The organism is Cohnella algarum, assembly GCF_016937515.1.
GTDB lineage: Bacteria > Bacillota > Bacilli > Paenibacillales > Paenibacillaceae > Cohnella > Cohnella algarum.
The window spans coordinates 3,553,218-3,572,157 of sequence record NZ_JAFHKM010000002.1 but is presented as its reverse complement, the minus strand read 5'-3'; the positions used below and the strand labels follow the sequence as shown (position 1 = coordinate 3,572,157).

Genomic DNA, 18,940 nt, shown 5'->3' with positions numbered 1-18,940 from the left:
GAATACCCCTTTGTATTCGTGAAATGATTCGGTTTTATTATGAAAAATATACACTATCGCTTCGAAAACGTCAATAAAAATCACATGAAAAATATGATTTGGGCAAATTATCGACAAAAGCAAGGGGTTTGTGTTATATAAATTAACGCAAGACTTTTTCGTCACGAAATTGCAACATAAATAGGCGTTTATTATTAGATACCGATAAGAAAGGGGCGTCGGTTCATGCATTCCCTGCTGGTTATTTATAATAAGTCCACAGCACCGGAACGAAAGCCGTCTGCCGAATCCGTTTCGCTGCCGGAAAACCTTCTCCGTTCCTGCGGTTATCTGGTCGAGACGGCGGATGATCCATCGCTCGCATTGGACCGGGTGCGCGACGCCGACGCCTCTATCCTGCATATCCCGATATCGGATATTCAGTCCTGGTCGAGCTCCCTTTTGCAAAAAAAGATCGTTCCCATCCTCTGGTGGTGCAGCGATTCTACCGCCACCTTGTCCGTCGAGGCTTGCGAAGACCGGATTATGGTGGACGGCATCTTGTCCCCGTCCATGCTTCCGCAGGAGGTTCATTGGGCGCTGCATTTCGGAGCCAAGCAATGCTTCGAGCGCCAGCAGTGGAACAAGGAACGGGAGCAGCTTCTGTCGCGCCTTGAGGAACGGAAGTGGATCGATATGGCCAAAGGCGTGCTCTGCAAAGTCAAAAACATTTCCGAATCCGAAGCTTACGACCTCCTTCGCAAGCAGGCGATGAACGAGCGAAAGCGAATGGTCGACGTCGCCACCTCGATTGTCAAAGTTTACGAGCTGCTGCAGGATCAAAAACAAGGGAGGGCGAAGAAATGATCCAACTGCTGAAGGAAGTCGCGCGAGGCAAGCGAGGCGCCCGGGACCTTACTTACGACGAGGCCTTTCAGGCTGCCGAATATATCTTGAACCTGCAGGCCACGCCCGCGCAAATCGGAGCGTTTCTGGCAGCCGAGAGAATCAAGCTGGAAAGCGTGGAAGAACTGGAGGCGTTCGTGGCCGTCTGCCGCAAATATGCCGAACGCCGGCCCGTTCACGAAGGAATCGATTTCGCCGGACCGTACGACGGCCGCAAAACTTCGTTTATCGCGACCTTTCCGACCGCCTTCCTGCTTGCCGCCGCCGGGATGCCCGTTACGCTGCACGGGTCCGCCTCCTTGCCGCCGAAATGGGGCGTCACGCTGCTCGATTTGCTGAAGGAAGCCGGCATAAACGCGGAGACGCTGTCGTCGGAGCGGTGCGTCGAAGCCGCGGCGCAGACGGGCGTTCTGTTCGTCCCGACGGAGCAATGGTGTCCGCCGCTGGCCCGGATTCGCCCGCTCCGCCAGGAGATCGGCATGAGGACCATCTTCAATACGGCGGAGAAGCTGATCGACTTTTCGTTTTCTCCTTACCTTGTCTTCGGCATCTACCACAATACCGTGTTCGACCGCCTCTCGCGGCTGATGGTCAAGCTCGGCTACAGAAAAGCGCTGATCGTCCAAGGCGCGGAAGGCTCCGAGGACTTGTTCATCGATCGGCCGACCCGCGTTTACGCGGTTGAAAACGAAGCATTCGAGCTGAACATCGTCGACCCCGAGGCGATCGGCCTGGAAACGGAAGTTCCCGAAACGCAGTGGAACGCCCGGGAGCAGCTGAGCACCGCGGAAGCGGTGCTGCAAGGCGGCGGCCACATGGCGTTCTACAATCAGGTATTGCTGAACGGCGCCGTGAGGCTGAGCCTGACGGGCAAGGTCAAGTCGGTGGAGGAAGGGCTGTACACGTGCAAGGCGCTGCTCGACAAAGGCGACGCCTGGGACGTATATTCCCGTTGGAAACAGGCGATGCTCGGCAACGGAACCCGGGAGGCGAGCAGCGTTTGATTGCTGCGGCTGGCCGCAGGGCGCCGCAAGCGGCAGTCTGCAGGGGCCGACCCTCTTGGCGCCGGTCATGCGGATCGGCCGGGAGCGAACCGGACATTGGGAGCCGGCCTCCGCATTTTCACGGCAAAACCGATTCGGACCGCCCGTAAGGGCGGTCCTCTGCGATTCTCTGCGTCCGAAACCCGCTTATCCGCCGCCAAATTCGAGCATGCCCGGCTTTGCGGCAAGCGGGTTCCAGCCGTCCGCGCCGGCAAGCACCCGGTCAACGGTCATTTCGTCCGCTTCCTCGCTCGTCAGCTGACGGCTCCAATCGACCCGCGCGGCCGCCGTCCGCCCTTCGGGCGCGGCGCCGTTCGCGGCTCCCGCCCGGCCGTGTCCGCCCGGAGCGCCGGGGCCGGCGCAGCCGTATTCCGCGAATCGCGCCGTCCGCCGCGCGCCGGGCTTGTCCCAGTCGTGCCAGCCCTCCGGCCGGATATGCGCCCCCATGTCGCACCGCACGAACGCCGCGCTCGCGAAATCGCGCCAAGGGCGTCCGAGGTAGACGGAGCGAGGCGGAGCGTCGCCGGTCAGACGGCACGACAAAAACAAATAGCCGAAAGCCGCGTCCTCCGGAGTCGACGGCGCCGCAATCCAGCCGTGAACGCGGTCTTCTCCGTCCTCCGGCGATTCCCGGCGGGCTTTCGAAAACAGCTCGCACCGGTTGAACACCGCCGTCGCCGACCCGAAAATGAAATCGACGTCGCCCTCGATGTAACAGTCCTCGTAGTATTGGCGCGAGGGCCGGCGGGGAGCTCCTTCTCTCGGGCCGCCGAACGTCGCCCGTTCGACCGGGCTCGGCGGCAGCGGCCCCGTAAACAGCGTATCCTGCCACCCGATCAGTCGGCACCGCCGGAAAACCGCCCGGTCGCCGTCGGCGTACAAGGCTACCGCCTGTCCGACGTCCTCGCCGCGGCCCGCGCCGTTGACGATCGACAAGTCTTCCGCGATGAAATCGTCCGCGCCCGCGAACAGCGTATACGTGTTGAACGTGTTGTACGGTTCTCCGTCCGGAAACGTCTTCAAGGCGTAATCGTCCCACCGGATCGCCGTCCGATCCGCTCCCTCGCCGATCAGGCTGACTTTCCGGCGGTCGATAAACACCTTTTCCCGGTATTCGCCCTGACGTATGAAAATCGTCACCCGTTCCGGAAAATCCGGAGGGATCGCGTCGACGGCCGCCTGAACGGACGCAAAGTCCCCGCTGCCGTCCGCCGCGACGACGAAGCTGCGCCTCGCCGCCGTTTCCGCAAGGTGAAACGCCGGATTCCGGTCCCTCTCATGACTCATCGCCGATTTCTCCCCCTCCCGCTATCTCTCTTCTTTGCACGCCGCGACCGAATTCCGCTGCTGGATTCGCGGCCGAACCACGATCGGGTATTCCGCCGGCTCGTCGCGAATCAGCGCCACGATCAGCTCCGCCGCTTGGGCGGCCATCTCGTCCAGCGGGGGGCCGACGGTCGTCAGGGCGACCTCGGCGTTTTGCATTTCCGGCAAATCGTCGTAGCCGATCAACGAAATATCGTCCGGCACATGGAAGCCCGCCTCAAGCAGCGCCCGAAGCGCCCCCCTCGTTACCAGGCTGTTCAAGCCGATAAACGCGGTCGGCGATCCTTCCCCGAACGGGAAACGACGCACGGCGAAATAGCCGTCTTCCCAGCTCGAGTGCGCCGGCAGCACGTGGTCCTCCGAGAACCCGAGCCCCAGGCGCCGAAGCGCTTCCTTGAAGCCTTCGAGCTTGATGTCCTGCGAATTGCCGATGAAGCCGATTCTGCGGTGGCCGAACGCGTGAAGAAATTCCACCGCTTTGTAAATCCCTTCCTTCCGGTCGATCATGATGTAGGGGGAGTTCGGATTGTCATCCGCGCCGAGCGAGAACCAGGGAATGCTCAGGTTCGAAAAATCCTTCATGAAATCGTTATGCTTGCCGGGCCGATAGTCCCAGAAGATGCACCCGTCGACCCGCAGCTGGCTGAAAATTTCGTAGCCGTCCATCGAGACGACGAGAATCATCTGATAGCCCCGCTTTCTCAGCTCCTGGTGCAAGCTTTTGGACATATGCGCGAACAGCGGGTTGCTGCTCAATTCGTCAAGGACAAACCCGATAATATTGCTTTTGCCGGAGGAAAGCTGGGTGGCCAAAATATTTTTCCGGTACTGATGCTTTTCGGCGATTTCCAGCACCTTCTTCCGCGTCGCCGGCTTGATGAGAGGATTGCCGTTTAGCGCCTTGGACACCGTGCTGTAGCTTACGCCCGCCAGCTTGGCGATATCCTTGATCGTGATCATCGCTTGCGTTCACGCCCTTTCCGACCGAACCGTCAAACTTCTCCGTTACCCTAACAATACCGAAATTTCCCCTCGAAGGCTAGCGCTTTCAAAGCGGGCGGAGAAGTGTCTGCCGACGCCTCCCCGCGCCGCTCTCCATTCCGTTCGGCTTTTGTTACGCGTTGGCGGCCAAGTACCGGTCGTACTGCGCCTGCTTGACCTCGATCACTTGCTCGATGCCCATTTTTTGCAGATTGGCGATGTATTTGCCGAAATTGCCCAGGTTCTCCTGTCCGGTGATGAACTTGTAGTGCATTTCTTCGACGTACGTCGAAATATCCGTCATGTACTGGCTCTCCACGCTCGCTTCCTCCGGCAGGGCGTAGACGAACGGGAACGGCGCTTTAATATACTTTTCCATCTCCTTGTCAATTTCCGCATGCCACGGCGCCACCAGCACGTCCGTCGATTCGGTCGATTGCGAGTTCGGCAGGTTCACCGGGCCGATGCCGAGCTTCTGGATGAAGTCGTTGCTTTTGCCCTGCTCCGTAAACCGCTTCTTGCCGTCCGCGATTTCGTACGTGACGCCTTCGATCCCCCAGGTGTAATACGTCTGCGCCTCTTCCGAAGAAGCGTAGTCGAGGAATTTGAACGCAAGCTCCGGGTTTTTGGCGTTTTTGGAGATGCCGAAAATGCCGCTGACCGGCGTCCGGCCGACGTAGAACCGGTCCCCGTTCGGTCCGGCCAGCGGGGCGATGCCCTTGATCAGCGGCACGTTCGGGTCGTAATCCTCGAACAGCGGGCTGTACACCATCGACGTGTACCAGCTGAAGTTAAACGTGGCGCCCGTGACGTTCTGGGAAAACCGCGAGGTCACCTGATCGCTCGTCGTGCTCGCGAAGTCGACCGGCAGCAGCCCTTCCCCGTACAAGCCGTTCAAATACGTCAAATAGTCCTCGTATGCCGGCTCATAGTAGCCGAAATGCACTTTTCCCGCGTCGTCCGCGTAAAACTGGGTATACAGATCCATGCCGAACGAGGGCCCGAACGCCATCGGCAAAAACTTCGGATCGAGCGAGAACGGAATTTCGTCCGCCTGGCCGTTCCCGTTCGGGTCGTCCGTCTTGAATTTGCGCAGCATCTCCGTGAACTCGTCGAGCGTGGCGGGCTCCTTGAGGCCGACGGCGTCCAGCCAGCGCGTGTTGACCATGAACAGCGGCATGTAGTTTTTCGTCAGCACCCGCTGCGGCACGTAGTTCATCCGGCCGTCGGGCGTCGTCAGGCTTGCCTTGATGTCCGGATTTTGCTCGTACAGCTTTTTCAGATTCACGCCGTATTTTTCGTAATACTCGTCGATCGGAAGAAACAAGCCGCTTTTAATGTACTTCATCAGCTGATCCTGGTCGGGCAGATAGACGATATCCGGGAGATCGATGCCGGAAGCGAGCCGCGGACTGACCGCATCGGCGTAATTTTGCGGCGGCAGCAGCTGCCAGTCGACCGTCACGCCCGCCTTGTCGACGATCGTCCGGACGATTTCCGCCGTGGCCAGGTCGACGTTCGTCGTCCAGGCGTTCGTCGCGAGAATCGTCAGCTTCTCCGGCGCGTCGGTTATCGGCCCCGAGCCCGTATAGACGTAGCTCGACGAGGACGCCCCGCCGCTTGCCGGCGTCGCGCTCCCCTTCGCTTCGCTTCCGCCGCCGGAGCAGCCGGCGACCGCCAGTGCGAGCAGCGCCAGACCTGCCGCGCAGACCAACCCTTTTCTTCTGTTTGCCATTTTTCTTCCCTCCTCGTAGTTTGGAAAGCTATATACAGAAAAGGGCGGCTACCCTTTTACTGCCCCGAGCGTGATGCCCTTAACGAAATAGCGCTGGATGAACGGATAGATCATGACGATCGGCACGATGCTGACGACGATCGACACATAGCGAACCTGCAGGGTCGACACCGCGAGCGCGCTCGTCGACGTCCCTCCGCCCATCTTCTGCATAATTTCCGGCGACGCCATGACGAGCACCCGCCTAAGGAAAATTTGCAGCGGCTGCAGCTCCTGGTTGCCTAAATACAACAACGCGCTAAAGAAGTTGTTCCAGTGGAACACGGCATAATAGAGCCCGAGCACCGCCAGCGTCGGCTTGATGATCGGAACCGCGATCCGGTACAAAATCGTCAGGTCGTTGGCCCCGTCCAGACTGGCGCTCTCGAATATTTCGCCCGGAATGCTCTCGAACGCCGAGCGGCAGATCATGACGTTAAACGTCGAGACGAGCACGGGAAGCACCATCACCCAACGGGTATTGTACAAGCCGAGCGAGGTGATGAGCATGTACGCCGGGATGAGGCCGCCGGAAAAGTACATCGTGAACGCGATGAAAAAATTGAGCTTGCGCCGCAAAAAGAACTTGGCGCGGGACAGCGGGAAAGCCGCCAGGCACGTGGCGAACAGGTTCAGCGCCGTGCCGACGACGGTGTACCAGATCGTGTTGTAGTAGGAAGTCCAGATTTCCTTGTACTGCAGCACCATTTTGTAGCCGTCAAACGTGAAGTCGACCGGAAACAGCCACACTTGCTGTTTGTCAATAGCGCTTACAGAGCTGAACGAAACGCTGAGCACGTACAGGAACGGATAAAGCGTGGCGATGACGGCCGCAACGGTCATCAGATAGACCAGCGAATAGTACGTGCGGTCTGCCGGCGATTTTCTCATTGAATTGGCTCCTTTGCCTCGAGATGGGGCGGGAATGGCCGCATTACCATAACGACAGGTTCGTAGCCCGCCTTGACAGCGCGTTCGCCGCAAAGACGAGGATGAACGTGACGAGCGAATTGAACAGGCCGATCGCGGCGGCAAGCCCGAAGTTTTGTCCTTCGATGCCCATCCGGTAAACGTAGGTCGACAGGACGTCCGCCGTCTCGTAGGTCGAGCCGTTATAAAGCAGATACACCTTCTCGAACCCGACGCTCATCAGTCCGCCGAGCGACAGCAGCAGCAGAATGACGATCGTCGGCTTGATGCTCGGCAGCGTCAGATGCCACAGCTCCTGAAACTTGTTGACGCCGTCGATTTTGCCGGAATCGTACATTTCCGGATCGATGCCCATAATGGCGGCGATGTAGATGATCGAGCTGAACCCGAAGCTCTGCCAGATTTCGGAACCGGTGAAGATGGCGCGGAACCAGCCCGGCTCCATCATGAAGTTGATTTTTTCCATGCCGAGCCTGGCGAGAAACGAATTGACGATGCCGTCCGTCGGCGACAAAAAGTTGATGATCATGCCCGCGATGACGACGGTGGATATAAAGTGCGGCAAATATGTAACCGTCTGGGCGAAGCGCTTGAACGCGCGGTTTTTAATTTCGACGATGCAGACCGCGAACAGAATCGGAATCCAGAAGCCGAACAGCAGCGGGTAAAAAGCGAGCAGAAACGTATTGCGGATAAGCCGCCAGAAGTAAATCGAATCGGCAAACTGCCCGAACCACTTGAGCCCGACCCATTCCCCGCCCCAAATGCCTTGCCCTGGAGCAAAATCCTTGAAGGCGATTACAATTCCAGGCATCGGCAAATACATGAATACGGCGTAATAGACGAAGATGGGAGCAAACATCAACAGCAAATATTTATCCCGTTTGATCAGATGAAGCAGTTTCGGCTTTCGATTCTCCATCGTGCCGGCACTCCTTGTTCCCGTTCCGCGGCGCGAATCGGTTATTTTACAACGTTTGAATTTTAATCCGAAACGAAAACAAAAAAATTATGAAAAGTATCGTTTTTCCACCCCGTTCCCTCCAATCGACCTTTAATTACAACGTTGTAATTATAGCGCGATTTGAAGCGCTTTCAATTATTGTGTTTTCATTCTACCAGCGGCTGCCGTTTTATGCAATAACAATTTCGAAATATGACGAAACGACTTGTCCGATATATAATACATATATTGCCACTCTAAAACAGGAGATGCCCATGGACATTGTTCAAATCGACCTGAGCCTTATCGACGAAGACAAGCATCAGCCCCGTTCCCGCTTCGACGAGGAGGCGTTGCAGGAGCTGACCCGCAGCATCGAACAGCTCGGCCTGCTGTCTCCGATCAAGGTGCGGAAAGCGGAAAACGGAAGGTATACGATCATTTACGGCAACCGGCGCTATCTCGCCTGCAAGACGCTCGGACTTCCCTCCATCCCCTGCATCGTCTCTGCGGCGACGGACGCGACGGAAATCTATCTGGAGCAGGTCGCCGAGAATTTGACGCGCGAAGGCTTTTCCCCGATCGAAGAGGCGGAAGCTTACCATAAGCTGCTGCACGAATCCGCGTTCAACAGCTCGCTCAAATATTTGGGCGCCAAGCTGGGCAAAACCGAAAGCTATATCAAGAAAAAGTGCGACCTGCTTAACTTCGGACCGGCCGTGCGGGAGTTGATCGTCAAGGGAACCGAAATCCGCAAGGACCGGCTGACCGAGGATCAGGCGTTGCCGCTCAAGGACTTGCCGATGGAGTACCGGGATTCCCTCGCCTTGACCGCCGCGCGGGACGAGCTTCCCGTCGGCGACATCAAGCGGATCGCCCGCCTGTTCAAGGATCCGGACATCTCGGACGCCACCAAAGCCAAGCTGCTGTACAAGACGGGACCCGCGCTGCTGGAAACGTGGTCGGTATACGAGAGCAACAAGGCCGAACGCGGCAAAAAGCCCGAGCCGAAGGCCCGAGCCGGTACATCGGCCGGACGGGAGGCAACAGGCGGACCCGGGCAGGAAGCGGCCGAACGGGAAGGCGGGGACGGATCGGCGCGGGAAGCGGCCGGAGCCGGGGCGCAGGAGCCCGCGGGCGCGGCGGAGAGCGGGACCGATGCCGGCGGACCTGCCGCCGCCGGCTCGGGTGCCGCCCCGGCCGAAACGGACGGAACGGCGCGCGGCGGCGGCGAAACGCCTGCATCCGCGGAGGCCGCCGTCCGGGCCGGAATGCAGGCGCTGCTGGCCGCGCTGTCGGCAGCGGAGCTCTCCGCGGAAGCGCTCGAGCGGGCGGCGGAGTCGATGGACCCGGCGGCGCGGGAAGCTTTTGCCGAGCAGGTGCATGCGCTGGCCGGGAAGCTGGAGCGGCGCCTGGCGGAATGGACGGCGGCCGGAAATCGGATCGCCGGGAGCCGCTCCGCGGATTCCGCGCGCCTTTAGCGGGCGGCGGCGACCGCCGCCGTTTCGTCCTGCGGACGGGTTTAAAACGCTTGCCGTACCGTTCGTACTTCATCGGCAATCAAAGGGGCTGTGCCGCGGCGGATGTTGTTCCGCGAGCGGCGCAGCCCCTTGCTATGCGCAACCGAGTGCACCACATCCGCGCCCCCAGCGCCGGATTCCCTCCATGTAGCGCACTGGATGCACCACATTCGCGCCCACAGCGCGGGATTCCCTCCATGTAGCGCACTGGATGCATCACATTCGTGCCGCCAGCGCCAAACTCCCTCCATGTAGCGCACTGGATGCGCCACATTCGCTCCGCCAGCGCCGAACTCCCTCCATGTAGCGCACTAGATGCACCACATTCGTGCCGCCAGCCCCGAACTCCCTCCATGTAGCGCACTGGATGCGCCACATTCGCTTCGCCAGCGCCGAACTCCCTCCATGTAGCGCACTGGATGCGCCACATTCGCTCCGCCAGCGCCGAACTCCCTCCATGTAGCGCACTGGATGCATCACATTCGCTCCGCCAGCGTCGGATTTCCTCCATGTAGCGTACTGGATGCATCACATTCGCTCCGCCAGCGTCGGATTTCCTCCATGTAGCGTACTGGGTGCACCACGTCCGCGCCGCCGCCGGGTCCCCCATACGCAGCGAACCTGACGCCGCTTGCGTCTACTCCGTGCGGATGCTTCCAAGCCGGCCCGCCCAAAGCCTGTCCCGCCTCGTTCCCGTTTGTGCCGAAAAGGCGGAAGCTCCGGCCCGCCGGGCTTCAGGTCCCGCTGTTCTCGCTGTTCTCGCTGTTCTCGCTGTTCTCGCCGTCCTCGCTGTCCCCGCCGTCCCCTTTGCTCTTCAAGCTCTGCAGCACTGTCTTGATGCTCTGCTCCCTCGACTTGTGACAGACCAGCAGTCCGTCCGCCGTCGATACGACGATCAGATCGCTGGCCCCGATGACGATCGTGCGGGCGCTTTCGGAGAACACGATGTTGTTCCGGCTGTCCACCGTTTCCACGAAGCCTTCCTTGACGTTGCCGTCGGCATCGGGAACCCGAACCCGTTCCAGCGACGTCCAGCTGCCCACGTCATCCCACTCGAACCGGGCGGGAATCATATAAATGCGGTCGGCTTTTTCCAAGATCGCGTAATCGACCGATAGGCCGGGCAAACCCTTGTAGACGGCGTCCAGCCGGTCTGTCCCTTCGTTAAGCGCAGTCCACATGTCCGGCTGAAATTTCGCCATATAATGCGCGACGGTCGACGGCTTCCAGACGAAAATGCCGCTGTTCCAAAATACATGGCGTTGCCGGACCAGCTTCTCGGCCGTTGCCGCGTCCGGCTTTTCGATAAAGGAAGAAACTTTGAAGACGCCGTTCCCGCCCGGCAATTCCGACGCGCGGATATAGCCGTAGCCCGTCTCCGGGCGGGTCGGCGCAACCCCGAGCGTCACGATCGCTCCCTCTTCCTCCGCCACGGAGGCGGCCTGGCGGAGAGCGGCGCCGAGCGCCTTCTCGTCCCCGATATGATGGTCGGACGGAATCGTCGCGAACACGTCGCCGTTGCCCCGAGCCAAGAAGGAGAGCGCGACCAGCGCGATGCCGGGAGCGGTATCCCGCTGCTCCGGCTCTACGATCATCCTTTTCTCGTCGATGCCGGGCAATTGCTCGCGAACGAGCGAAACGTATTTTTGCGCGGTGGAGACGTAAATGTTCTCGCTCGGCAGCCACGAACGAAGGCGCCGGTACGTTACCTGCAGCATCGTTTCTCCGCTCGCCGTCAGCTCCAGAAACTGCTTCGGCTTGGCCTCGACGCTTCTCGGCCAGAACCGGTTGCCTTTTCCGCCGGCCATAATTACCGCATTCATCCGTATCACCCCTTGGCTATTCTATGAAAGGGGGACGGGACCGGCTTGGACTTCTCCCCGGATGAGCGCGGCCGAAGCGCCCTTTTCCCGATCGGACAGCGGCGGGCGCTTCCGGTCAATCCCGCTTTTTGCGGGCGATGAAACCGATTTTCGACGTTATGCCGAGCTCTTCCAGCAGCGCCTTGTACTCCCGGTTCACCCTGCGCAAGAAGCCGTTCAGCCTGGCCCCGGCATCCGGATCGGCATCCCGCCGCAGCGGAAAGGCCGGCTCCCCCATGCCGTCCTCCGCGCTCGGCTGGGGCTTGTCGCTCAGCGCCCAGTTCATGTGATTGACAAAGTGATAGTCCTGCGAATAAAAGACGTCGCCCTCGAGCCCCGCCCGTTCCATCAGCAGCCGCAAGCCGCGATCGCCGAAGTAGAACAGGTGGGCGCTGCGAAAATAGAAACGCCTGTAGTTCGGCAGCTCGAACGCCGAGACAAGCGCATCCCGCAAATTCGGCACTTCGACGCACAAAACCCCGTCATCCTTCACGTACTCTTTCATTTGCAGCAAAAACGCCAGCGGGTCCTCGACATGCTCCATTACCTGAAAGGAGCAGACGACGTCGAACGAGCCTTTCGGCAGCGGCGTCTCGGGCAAATAGCCCGCATAAACCGGGCAGCCGCACGCGCGCGACGCAAAGCGGGCCGCCTCCGGATCCGGCTCGACGCCGGCCAACGCCTGGACCTTGTCCTTGATCCGGTACAAAAAAGCGCCCGACGAGCAGCCTACGTCCAAAACGGACGCTTCCTTGCGCAAGTAGCGCTCGATCCGCGCGATCCTGTCCTCCTGGAACCGGGCGGCGATGTCGAACAGCCGGCCGGCATCCGCCTGTTTGCGCAAATCCGGCTTGTATTCTTTCCTGTACGCGTCCCGATAGTACGCCTTCAGCTCGTCGCCGGTTTTCCGGTCTTCGAGATAGCCCGCGTCGCAATCCGGGCAGTACAAGACGCGGAGCGGTTCCCCGTTCCGCAGGCGGTCGGTCAGCATTTGCGGCTCCTTTTGTCCGCATAACGGACAGTTCATCGGCGCCTCGCCTCCTTTTTTCCGCGCTTGCGAAGCAAAAAATCCGCCCATTCGAGCTCGACGGGCTCGTCGATATTGACGACCTCGCGACCGATCGGAAGCGGCAGCGTGCGATCCGTCACGATTTTTCGCTTGTTCAAAAGGCAATCCCTCGTCAGCGCGTAGCAAACGCCGTTGCGCCAGTACTTGTCGTCCAGCGCCTGCCGATAGGCGATTTCGGCGCCGTCCCGCTCGTAAAACGCAAGCTTGCCTCCGTCCAGGCCGAATATTTTCCGCGGATGGAATTTGGACGGCAGCGCGCTCACCGTCACGACCGAATCCGCCTGCGAGCGGATGAGCAGCTCCGTCGCCCGCTCCACGTCCTCGGCCTCCCGCAGCGGACTCGTCGGCTCGATCAGCAGCACGACGTCGTAGGTTCGGCCGTACGCCCTTTCGGCTTCCGCCAGCGCATGAACGGCCGTCTCCACCGCCCCGGCCGTATCCCCGCTCAATTCGGCGGGGCGAACGAATGGGGCGTCAAGCCCGTAACGTCCGCCTTCCTCGATGTATGCCGGACAATCGGACGAAATCACCTTGGCATCGAGCCACGGCAGCCGGCTCAGGCATGTTCCCGCATGGCCGATAAGCGTAAGTCCCGACAGCTTGCGCATGTTTTTGCCGGGAATGCCTTTGCTTCCGCTGCGCGCCGGAACGATGGCGATGACGCTTTTATTCAGATACATAGCTTTCACCGTCCTTCCCGACGGAACGAAGCTCCGCGGAGCGGCCGCTTCGCGAGCTTTGCCGGCACGCCTCGACGACCTCCATGACGTTAAGCCCGTCCCGAAGCGCGCACGCCGGCTCGGCGTCTCCGCGGACGATATCCAGAAAATGCCCGGCAAGCCGCAGAAACATCTCGTTCCGCTCATGGCCGAAGCGGATTTCCTTCCAGTCCGGCCCGGCCCCGAGCCCGATGCGGACGGCATCCGGTTCGAACGTCCAGACGAGCGTTCCGCTCTCGCCGACGATCCGAATCGTTTTCTCGTGCGGCCGCCCGTACAGATCCAAATGGATTCGCGCGCGAAAGCTCCAGTCGTATGATGCCAAAATGTCCACATGATCGTCGGTTTCGATTTCAAGCGAGCTGATGCGCTCGACGTTGGCGTATACGCTTTTCGGCATGCCGAAAAGCCAGACGAGCAAATCGATGAAGTGGCTCTCGTCGAGCAGGGCGCCGCCGCCCAGCTTCTCGCTGGCCATAAAAAACTGCTGATAGGGCTCCCACGGATGCCAATCGGCGAGATGGGCGCTCATGACGAAATCGGCGTACAGCGGCTTGCCGATCGCCCCGCCGCGAAGCATGTCGCGCAAATGGACGATCGAGGCCCACCACCGGTACGTGTAGCCGATCAGCAGGGCGGGGGACGCCGGACGGCCCGCATCCGAAGCCGGGAGCCGCCGCGCATCGGCAAGCGACGGGGAGAGCGGCTTTTCCAGCAGCACCGGCTTGCCCCGCTGCAGGCATTGCAGGCATTGGTCGACATGGAAGGCGGGAGGCGAGGCGATGACGACGGCATCGAAATCGTCCGCGCGCCACGCCTCGTCCAAGGCGGCGAAAGCGTGCGCGAGCTCCGTCTCTTTCCCCGCTTCGTCCAGCCGGTCCCGGCGGGGGTCCATGGCGGATACGCGGCAGCCCAAGGAAGCGAAGTTGCGCAAGTGCCGCTTGCCGACCGATCCGGCACCGAGAACTAGAATATGCTTGGCAGGCATTTTTTTCACCTCAAATTTACCGTCATCGACGTATATCGGGCCTTGTCGAACGCCAATTCCAAAAAAAACGGAGCCTCCATCCGGTCCGGGTCGATTCGCGCAAGCGCCCGCCGCAGCTGCCGGACGCTCTCCGCCCGCGCCGCTTCCCAGCCGAGCGCGGCCATCGGCCGGTACCAGCTCGAATCGGCGATTTCCGCCGGGTGTCCGCCCGGCGGCATGCCGGCTCCCGGACGGCCGGTTTCCGGACGGCCGGTTTCCGGACGGCCGCCCGTCGGGACGCCGCCGACCGTTCGGGATGCCGTCGCCCGCCGGATCGAGCCGTACCCCCCGTCGGTCATGTACAGCACGACAAGCCTGAGCTTGCAGGCGACGGCCAGCTTCAGCTCGGCCAGATAAGGGCGGATGCCGCCGTCGCCGGCGACGCAAACGACCGTCGCGTTCGGATGGGCGACGGCCAGGCCGATGGCGGAAGGCACCGAAATGCCCATGAACCGGCCGTTGCCGCTGCCGCAATATTCGAAAGGCCGTCGCGCCTTCCATACCGTTTCGGCGACGGTGCAGAACAGTCCCGTGTCCGCCGTCAGAATCGTTTCCTTGCCTTCCAGCCGCTCCTGCGTTTCGCGCAGCGCGGCCGCCGGAAGCCACGAGCCGCGAAACAGCTCGCGGTCCACGTCCCGCCAGTAGGTCCGGAGATACTCCGCCCCCAGCTTTTGGCGGAAAGGGCCTCCGCCAGCTCCGCGCACGCGGCTTCCAGATCGTCCGGATGCGCGACGGCCGACGCCCCGAAGCCCGCGTTCAGCCCGGGAGCGGCATGGTCCGCGATCACGATTTCGGCTTCGGTCAGCGCCGTGCGAACGACCTCCGTATTTCGGAGGCCGATGCCGACGACGAGGTCCGCTTCCCGCAGAACGTTTCGCTCCGGCGACAGCTTCGCGATTTCTCCGGTGACGATGCCGCCGTAAAAATCGCTCCGCTCGTCGACGCACCCTTTGGCGGCCGCCGTCGTCAGCACCGGCACGCCGATTCGGTCCCAGCGGAACGAACCGAGCCGCCGGGCCGCCACCGAGCCGAGAACGATCGCCGGCCTCTCCGAGCGCCGAACGGCTTCGAGCGCGCGCTCCAGCGCCCGCCTCCCGCCGTCCGATCCGGCCGCTTCGCCCGGTTCGCCCGGTTCGCCGCAAGCCGGCAGGCCCGAATCGACGGCCGAAAAGCAACGGACCCCGGCCGCGTCTTCCGGCTCTTCGGCGATGTCCAGATGGACCGGACCCGGCGTCTCCCGGGCGGCGAGCTCGGCAAGCGATCCGACGACGCGAAGCTCGCGGTCCAGCCGGGCATACCCTTTCGCGGCCGCGCTTGCCAGCGCGGCATGGTCGGCCCGCTTGTGCATGGCGTAAGCCGGGGCGGCGGACGGATACGATTCGCTCGCCGTAAGCGCGGCCCTCGCCTCGTACCGGTTGGCGAGCATGCCCGGGACGAAATTCGCAAGTCCCGGCCCTTTAATGCCGATCGCCGCCGCCCGCAGCCGGCCGTCCCGGCCGCACGCCCCGGCCATCAGCGCGGCGGCCGCTTCGTGGGCGGCCGGATAGTACGGAACGCCGAGCTCCGGAGGCACGCGATCAGATCGTAGCTGATCCCGCTGCCGGCGACGCCGAAGGCGTGCCGGACACCCGCGCGGACCAGCTCCCCGGCGAGCCGGCGGGCCAGCTCGCTCATGGCGCGCCTCCTTCGCAGTAATCGCGGATGCGCCCGCAGGCGAACGCGACGGCCCGCTCGACCGTCTCCGGACAGTAGCCCCCGATATGCGGGGTAACGATCATACGCTCCGATTGCCGGGCGTATTGCCACAGCTCGCTCCGGCCGATGTCCGGTTCGTCCGCCAGCACGTCGAGCCCGGCCGCGGCAAGCTTGCCCGAGCGGAGCGCCTCGAGCAGCGCCCGCTCGTCGACCACCTCGCCGCGCGACGTGTTGATCAGGACCGCACCCGGCTTCATGCCCGATATTTTGTCCGCGCTCAGCAGCCCTTTCGTCTCCTCCGTCACGTGAACGTGAACGCTGACGAAATCCGATACGGCCAGCAGCCGGTCCAACCCGGCCCGTTCCGTCCGCGGCGGAAATTCGTCCGCATACGGGTCGTAGGCGACGACCTTCATCCCGAACGCATCCGCGTACTTCGCCATCCAGGTGCCGATGCGGCCCATGCCGACGATGCCGAGCGTTTTGCCGCGCAGCATGACGCCCGGATAACGCTGCCGGTTCCATTCGCCGCGCAGCGTTCCTTCGATCGCGCCGCGCAGCCGTCTGGCGCACGCGAGCAGGAGCAGCCACGAATGCTCGGCCGCCGGCGTCAGCTCGCGCAGGAACTCCGTTTGCCCTTTCAGCGTCAGAAGCGGGATGCCCCGCCGCCGCAGCGCCTCGGCGTCGATATGGGTCGCCCCGGTCGTCGCCGTCGCGACCAGCTCAAGCGCCTTTGCCTTCGCGATCGTTTCCTCGGTCAGCCTCGTCTTCATCGAGGCGTCCAGAAACACCGCGCACCGCTCAATTTCCGGAAGCAGCGATTCCGGTTCCTCGCCGGGAGCGACAACCTCGAATCGCCCGTTCATCTCCTTCTCCACGATGCCGACGGTTTCGGGCGGTCCGCTGTACACCAACCGCTTCAATCGATCACACCCCCGTCGCCTTTTCTTTTCCGTACGCCAGCCTTTTTTGGCCGTACGGGCGCAGCGTCGCGATTTTGTCCGCGATCCGCGCCGACACGCCGGGCTTGCCGTACAAGCCGCTTGGCGGATATCGCCCGTGGGCGAGCTGCGCGGCAATCGCCTCCGCGATCGCCTCCCGGATCGGCTCTACCCGCTTTACCGCCCCGCTCCACTCCCTCCCGTCCTGCCTGGAGCCGACCAGCACGACCGGCGTCCCGAGGAAGGAAGCCTCCCGGACGAAGCTGGAGGAATTGCCGACGCAACAGGCCGCCTGCCGCAGCAGCGGAACGTAGTTCTCGGGTTCGAAATTTTTGAACGCGTGCAGCGGAACGTCGCGGTTGAATTCGCGAAACCGGCGGATCGCGCCGGAAACGGAATCCGCGCCCGCGTCGATGTTCGGCCACAGCAGCACGATTTGCATGCCCGTCTCCTTGACGGCCGCCAGCAGCTCGTTCATCTGATCTTCCGCCGCGGCGAATTCGGTCGTGACGGGATGGAACAGCGTCAGCAGATACGGCTTGCCGAAGTCGATTTCCGCCCCGACGCCCGCGGCGGCGATGCGCTCGGCCGGCACGTCCCCGGAAGCGGCCGCGACGACGTCCGCGCTCGGGCAGCCGAGCGGAAACACCGTCTCCGGCCGTTCCCCCATCCGGACGATGTACCGCCCCGAGCGCCTCGTGGCCGGAAAATGATAATGGGCGAGCTTCGTGATCGCATGGCGCGTCGCCTCGTCGATCGAACCGGTCACTTCTCCGCCCTGCAGATGGATGAGGCACAGATTCTGGTACACGGCGGCGATGGCGGCCGCGAGCGCCTCGTACCGGTCGCCGATCAGCAGGACGAAATCGGGATCAAGCTTGCGAAAAACGCTGGAAAACTCGATAATGCCGAGTCCGATCGATTTCGTCATCGTGGCGGGCAGCGAACCGTCGATTTCCAGATACACCTCTTCGTCAATCGGAAAACCGTCCGCTTCCACGACCTGCTTCGCCTTGCCGAACCGGTCGAGCAGCATCGTTCCGGCGCAGACGACCTGCATCCGGACGCCGGGACGCGTCCGCAGCTCGGCCATGACCGGCTTCAAGCGGCCATAATTGGCGCGGTCCACCAAAACCACGCAAATGTTCAACGCCCGTCGCCCTCCTCTTCCGCCGCAAAATCGGACTCGCCGAACGGATGATCGGCGGGCACGGAGCGCCGCAGCCTTTTGCCGATCAGCTCGCCCAGACGGTCCGGCGAAAGGCCGCCTCCCGGCTTTTTGACGGCGATCATGTCCTCCGTAAGCACCGTGCCCGCCTTCAGGTCCGATCGGGCCACGAGGCTGCGGTAAAAAATCGCCCGCAGATCCCCGAGCCGGCCGGCCGCCGTTTCCTTATCGACCGGAGAGTCCCGCATCCTTCGCATGAACTTGACGCCCTCCGCGAGCTGCCTCAGCCGCTCCGGCGTCAGCGAAGCCGGCACGTCCGGTCCGAACGCGCGCTTGGACAGCGTGAGGTGCACCTCGATCATCGAGGCGCCAAGCCAGGCGGCCGCCAGGCCCGGATAGATTTCGCCCGAATGGTCGGACAGGCCGACCGGGCAGCCATACCGCTCCCGGTAAAAAGAGAGCAGATTCAGGCCGACGCGCTCCGGCGGACACGGATATTCGGACGTGCACTGAAAGACGACGACCTCGCCGCCCGCCTCCCGGATCCGGCCGACGCACGCGTCCAGCTCCTCCAGCGTGCACATGCCGGTCGACACCAGCATCGGCTTGCCCGTTCGCAGCATCCGATCGATCAACGGCTTGTTCGCGATTTCGCCGGAAGCCACCTTCCAGAACGGAACGCCGAGCTCCTCCAGCCAATCGACCGCAAGCGGCGAGAACGGCGAACTGAAGAAGATCAGCCCCCGCTCCTCCGCGTGCGCCTTCAGTCCCCTCCATTGCTCCTTCGTAAACTCCATCCGTTTCCAATAATCGTAGCGGGTGGCGTCCTGCCGGCTGAACTTGACCCTCCACGGCTCGCGGGACGTGCTCTCCTCCGAGGCGATATGCGTCTGGAATTTGACGGCGTCCGCGCCGGCCTCGGCCGCCGCGTCGATCAGCGCGTGCGCCGTGCCGAGGCTGCCGTCGTGCGCCTGCGCGATTTCCGCCACGACAAGGCATGCGTCCCGCAGGATAGAAGGCGGATTTGTCACCCTGATCTCCCCCGTTCCTTTCGCAT

The 18,940-nt window shown here is 62.1% G+C and carries 18 protein-coding genes; 3 read left to right on the top strand and 15 right to left on the bottom strand.

All coding sequences use genetic code 11. The features are described from left to right. The first annotated feature begins 225 nt into the window (after positions 1-225). Both JW799_RS15980 and JW799_RS15975 read left to right on the top strand, forming a co-directional pair. Positions 226-846, top strand: coding sequence for an ANTAR domain-containing response regulator (locus tag JW799_RS15980; protein WP_080834372.1), 621 nt, complete (start codon positions 226-228; stop codon positions 844-846). After that, positions 843-1,889: an anthranilate phosphoribosyltransferase gene (locus JW799_RS15975; RefSeq protein WP_205430633.1), complete on the top strand. Its 1,047-nt coding sequence runs from the start codon at positions 843-845 to the stop codon at positions 1,887-1,889. Before JW799_RS15980 ends, JW799_RS15975 begins: the two co-directional genes overlap by 4 nt. Positions 1,890-2,075: 186 nt before the next feature. Here JW799_RS15975 and JW799_RS15970 read toward each other — a convergent pair whose 3' ends face one another. From JW799_RS15970 to JW799_RS15950, 5 genes are all read right to left on the bottom strand, one after another. Next, positions 2,076-3,215, bottom strand: coding sequence for a pectinesterase family protein (locus JW799_RS15970; RefSeq protein WP_205430632.1), 1,140 nt, complete (start codon positions 3,213-3,215; stop codon positions 2,076-2,078). Between the two features lie 21 nt (positions 3,216-3,236). Then, positions 3,237-4,214 (bottom strand): LacI family DNA-binding transcriptional regulator, encoded by a 978-nt coding sequence (locus JW799_RS15965; RefSeq protein WP_080834378.1) that lies wholly within the window; start codon positions 4,212-4,214, stop codon positions 3,237-3,239. Between the two features lie 154 nt (positions 4,215-4,368). Then, a complete protein-coding gene (locus tag JW799_RS15960) occupies positions 4,369-5,970 on the bottom strand; it encodes an extracellular solute-binding protein (protein WP_205430631.1) in 1,602 nt (533 codons plus the stop codon). Between the two features lie 48 nt (positions 5,971-6,018). Continuing rightward, complete coding sequence (locus JW799_RS15955) at positions 6,019-6,900, bottom strand: carbohydrate ABC transporter permease (protein ID WP_080834382.1); 882 nt, start codon at positions 6,898-6,900, stop codon at positions 6,019-6,021. A 43-nt stretch (positions 6,901-6,943) separates the two neighbouring features. Next, positions 6,944-7,861, bottom strand: coding sequence for an ABC transporter permease (locus JW799_RS15950; protein ID WP_080834385.1), 918 nt, complete (start codon positions 7,859-7,861; stop codon positions 6,944-6,946). A 296-nt stretch (positions 7,862-8,157) separates the two neighbouring features. On the opposite strand from JW799_RS15950, the gene JW799_RS29345 reads away from it, so the two are divergent. Further along, positions 8,158-9,363 (top strand): ParB/RepB/Spo0J family partition protein, encoded by a 1,206-nt coding sequence (locus JW799_RS29345; protein WP_205430630.1) that lies wholly within the window; start codon positions 8,158-8,160, stop codon positions 9,361-9,363. Positions 9,364-10,136: 773 nt separating this feature from the next. On the opposite strand, the gene JW799_RS15940 is transcribed toward JW799_RS29345, so the two are convergent. The 10 genes from JW799_RS15940 to JW799_RS15895 form a co-directional block, all read right to left on the bottom strand. After that, positions 10,137-11,225, bottom strand: coding sequence for a mannose-1-phosphate guanylyltransferase (locus JW799_RS15940; protein ID WP_205430629.1), 1,089 nt, complete (start codon positions 11,223-11,225; stop codon positions 10,137-10,139). A 115-nt stretch (positions 11,226-11,340) separates the two neighbouring features. After that, a complete protein-coding gene (locus JW799_RS15935) occupies positions 11,341-12,291 on the bottom strand; it encodes a class I SAM-dependent methyltransferase (RefSeq protein ID WP_205430628.1) in 951 nt (316 codons plus the stop codon). Further along, positions 12,288-13,013: an acylneuraminate cytidylyltransferase family protein gene (locus JW799_RS15930; protein WP_205430627.1), complete on the bottom strand. Its 726-nt coding sequence runs from the start codon at positions 13,011-13,013 to the stop codon at positions 12,288-12,290. Before JW799_RS15930 ends, JW799_RS15935 begins: the two co-directional genes overlap by 4 nt. Further along, positions 13,000-14,040 (bottom strand): Gfo/Idh/MocA family protein, encoded by a 1,041-nt coding sequence (locus JW799_RS15925; RefSeq protein ID WP_080834396.1) that lies wholly within the window; start codon positions 14,038-14,040, stop codon positions 13,000-13,002. The genes JW799_RS15930 and JW799_RS15925 overlap by 14 nt, the downstream gene beginning before the upstream one ends. Before the next feature lie 5 nt (positions 14,041-14,045). After that, the gene (locus JW799_RS15920; RefSeq protein ID WP_205430626.1) at positions 14,046-14,711 is read right to left on the bottom strand and encodes a thiamine pyrophosphate-dependent enzyme; all 666 of its coding nucleotides are present in this window, start codon (positions 14,709-14,711) and stop codon (positions 14,046-14,048) included. Further along, entirely contained in the window at positions 14,621-15,652 is a 1,032-nt protein-coding gene (locus tag JW799_RS15915) for a thiamine pyrophosphate-binding protein (protein WP_205430624.1), read from the bottom strand. The genes JW799_RS15920 and JW799_RS15915 overlap by 91 nt, the downstream gene beginning before the upstream one ends. Beyond that, positions 15,592-15,753, bottom strand: a complete 162-nt coding sequence (locus tag JW799_RS15910) for a hypothetical protein (RefSeq protein WP_205430623.1) — start codon at positions 15,751-15,753, stop codon at positions 15,592-15,594. The genes JW799_RS15915 and JW799_RS15910 overlap by 61 nt, the downstream gene beginning before the upstream one ends. Then, positions 15,750-16,697 (bottom strand): NAD(P)-dependent oxidoreductase, encoded by a 948-nt coding sequence (locus JW799_RS15905; protein ID WP_205430622.1) that lies wholly within the window; start codon positions 16,695-16,697, stop codon positions 15,750-15,752. The genes JW799_RS15910 and JW799_RS15905 overlap by 4 nt, the downstream gene beginning before the upstream one ends. 4 nt (positions 16,698-16,701) lie before the next feature. Further along, positions 16,702-17,865 (bottom strand): UDP-N-acetylglucosamine 2-epimerase, encoded by a 1,164-nt coding sequence (neuC, locus tag JW799_RS15900; RefSeq protein WP_205430621.1) that lies wholly within the window; start codon positions 17,863-17,865, stop codon positions 16,702-16,704. Continuing rightward, positions 17,862-18,914: an N-acetylneuraminate synthase family protein gene (locus tag JW799_RS15895; RefSeq protein WP_205430620.1), complete on the bottom strand. Its 1,053-nt coding sequence runs from the start codon at positions 18,912-18,914 to the stop codon at positions 17,862-17,864. Before JW799_RS15895 ends, neuC begins: the two co-directional genes overlap by 4 nt. Positions 18,915-18,940 lie beyond the last annotated feature (26 nt).

What these genes read in the sequence shown, in the direction of transcription:
- JW799_RS15980 (WP_080834372.1), top strand. Translation starts at nt 226, where the DNA reads ATGCATTCCCTGCTGGTTATTTATAATAAGTCCACAGCACCGGAACGA.
- JW799_RS15975 (WP_205430633.1), top strand. Translation starts at nt 843, where the DNA reads ATGATCCAACTGCTGAAGGAAGTCGCGCGAGGCAAGCGAGGCGCCCGG.
- JW799_RS15970 (WP_205430632.1), bottom strand. Translation starts at nt 3,215, where the DNA reads ATGAGTCATGAGAGGGACCGGAATCCGGCGTTTCACCTTGCGGAAACG.
- JW799_RS15965 (WP_080834378.1), bottom strand. Translation starts at nt 4,214, where the DNA reads ATGATCACGATCAAGGATATCGCCAAGCTGGCGGGCGTAAGCTACAGC.
- JW799_RS15960 (WP_205430631.1), bottom strand. Translation starts at nt 5,970, where the DNA reads ATGGCAAACAGAAGAAAAGGGTTGGTCTGCGCGGCAGGTCTGGCGCTG.
- JW799_RS15955 (WP_080834382.1), bottom strand. Translation starts at nt 6,900, where the DNA reads ATGAGAAAATCGCCGGCAGACCGCACGTACTATTCGCTGGTCTATCTG.
- JW799_RS15950 (WP_080834385.1), bottom strand. Translation starts at nt 7,861, where the DNA reads ATGGAGAATCGAAAGCCGAAACTGCTTCATCTGATCAAACGGGATAAA.
- JW799_RS29345 (WP_205430630.1), top strand. Translation starts at nt 8,158, where the DNA reads ATGGACATTGTTCAAATCGACCTGAGCCTTATCGACGAAGACAAGCAT.
- JW799_RS15940 (WP_205430629.1), bottom strand. Translation starts at nt 11,225, where the DNA reads ATGAATGCGGTAATTATGGCCGGCGGAAAAGGCAACCGGTTCTGGCCG.
- JW799_RS15935 (WP_205430628.1), bottom strand. Translation starts at nt 12,291, where the DNA reads ATGAACTGTCCGTTATGCGGACAAAAGGAGCCGCAAATGCTGACCGAC.
- JW799_RS15930 (WP_205430627.1), bottom strand. Translation starts at nt 13,013, where the DNA reads ATGTATCTGAATAAAAGCGTCATCGCCATCGTTCCGGCGCGCAGCGGA.
- JW799_RS15925 (WP_080834396.1), bottom strand. Translation starts at nt 14,040, where the DNA reads ATGCCTGCCAAGCATATTCTAGTTCTCGGTGCCGGATCGGTCGGCAAG.
- JW799_RS15910 (WP_205430623.1), bottom strand. Translation starts at nt 15,753, where the DNA reads ATGAGCGAGCTGGCCCGCCGGCTCGCCGGGGAGCTGGTCCGCGCGGGT.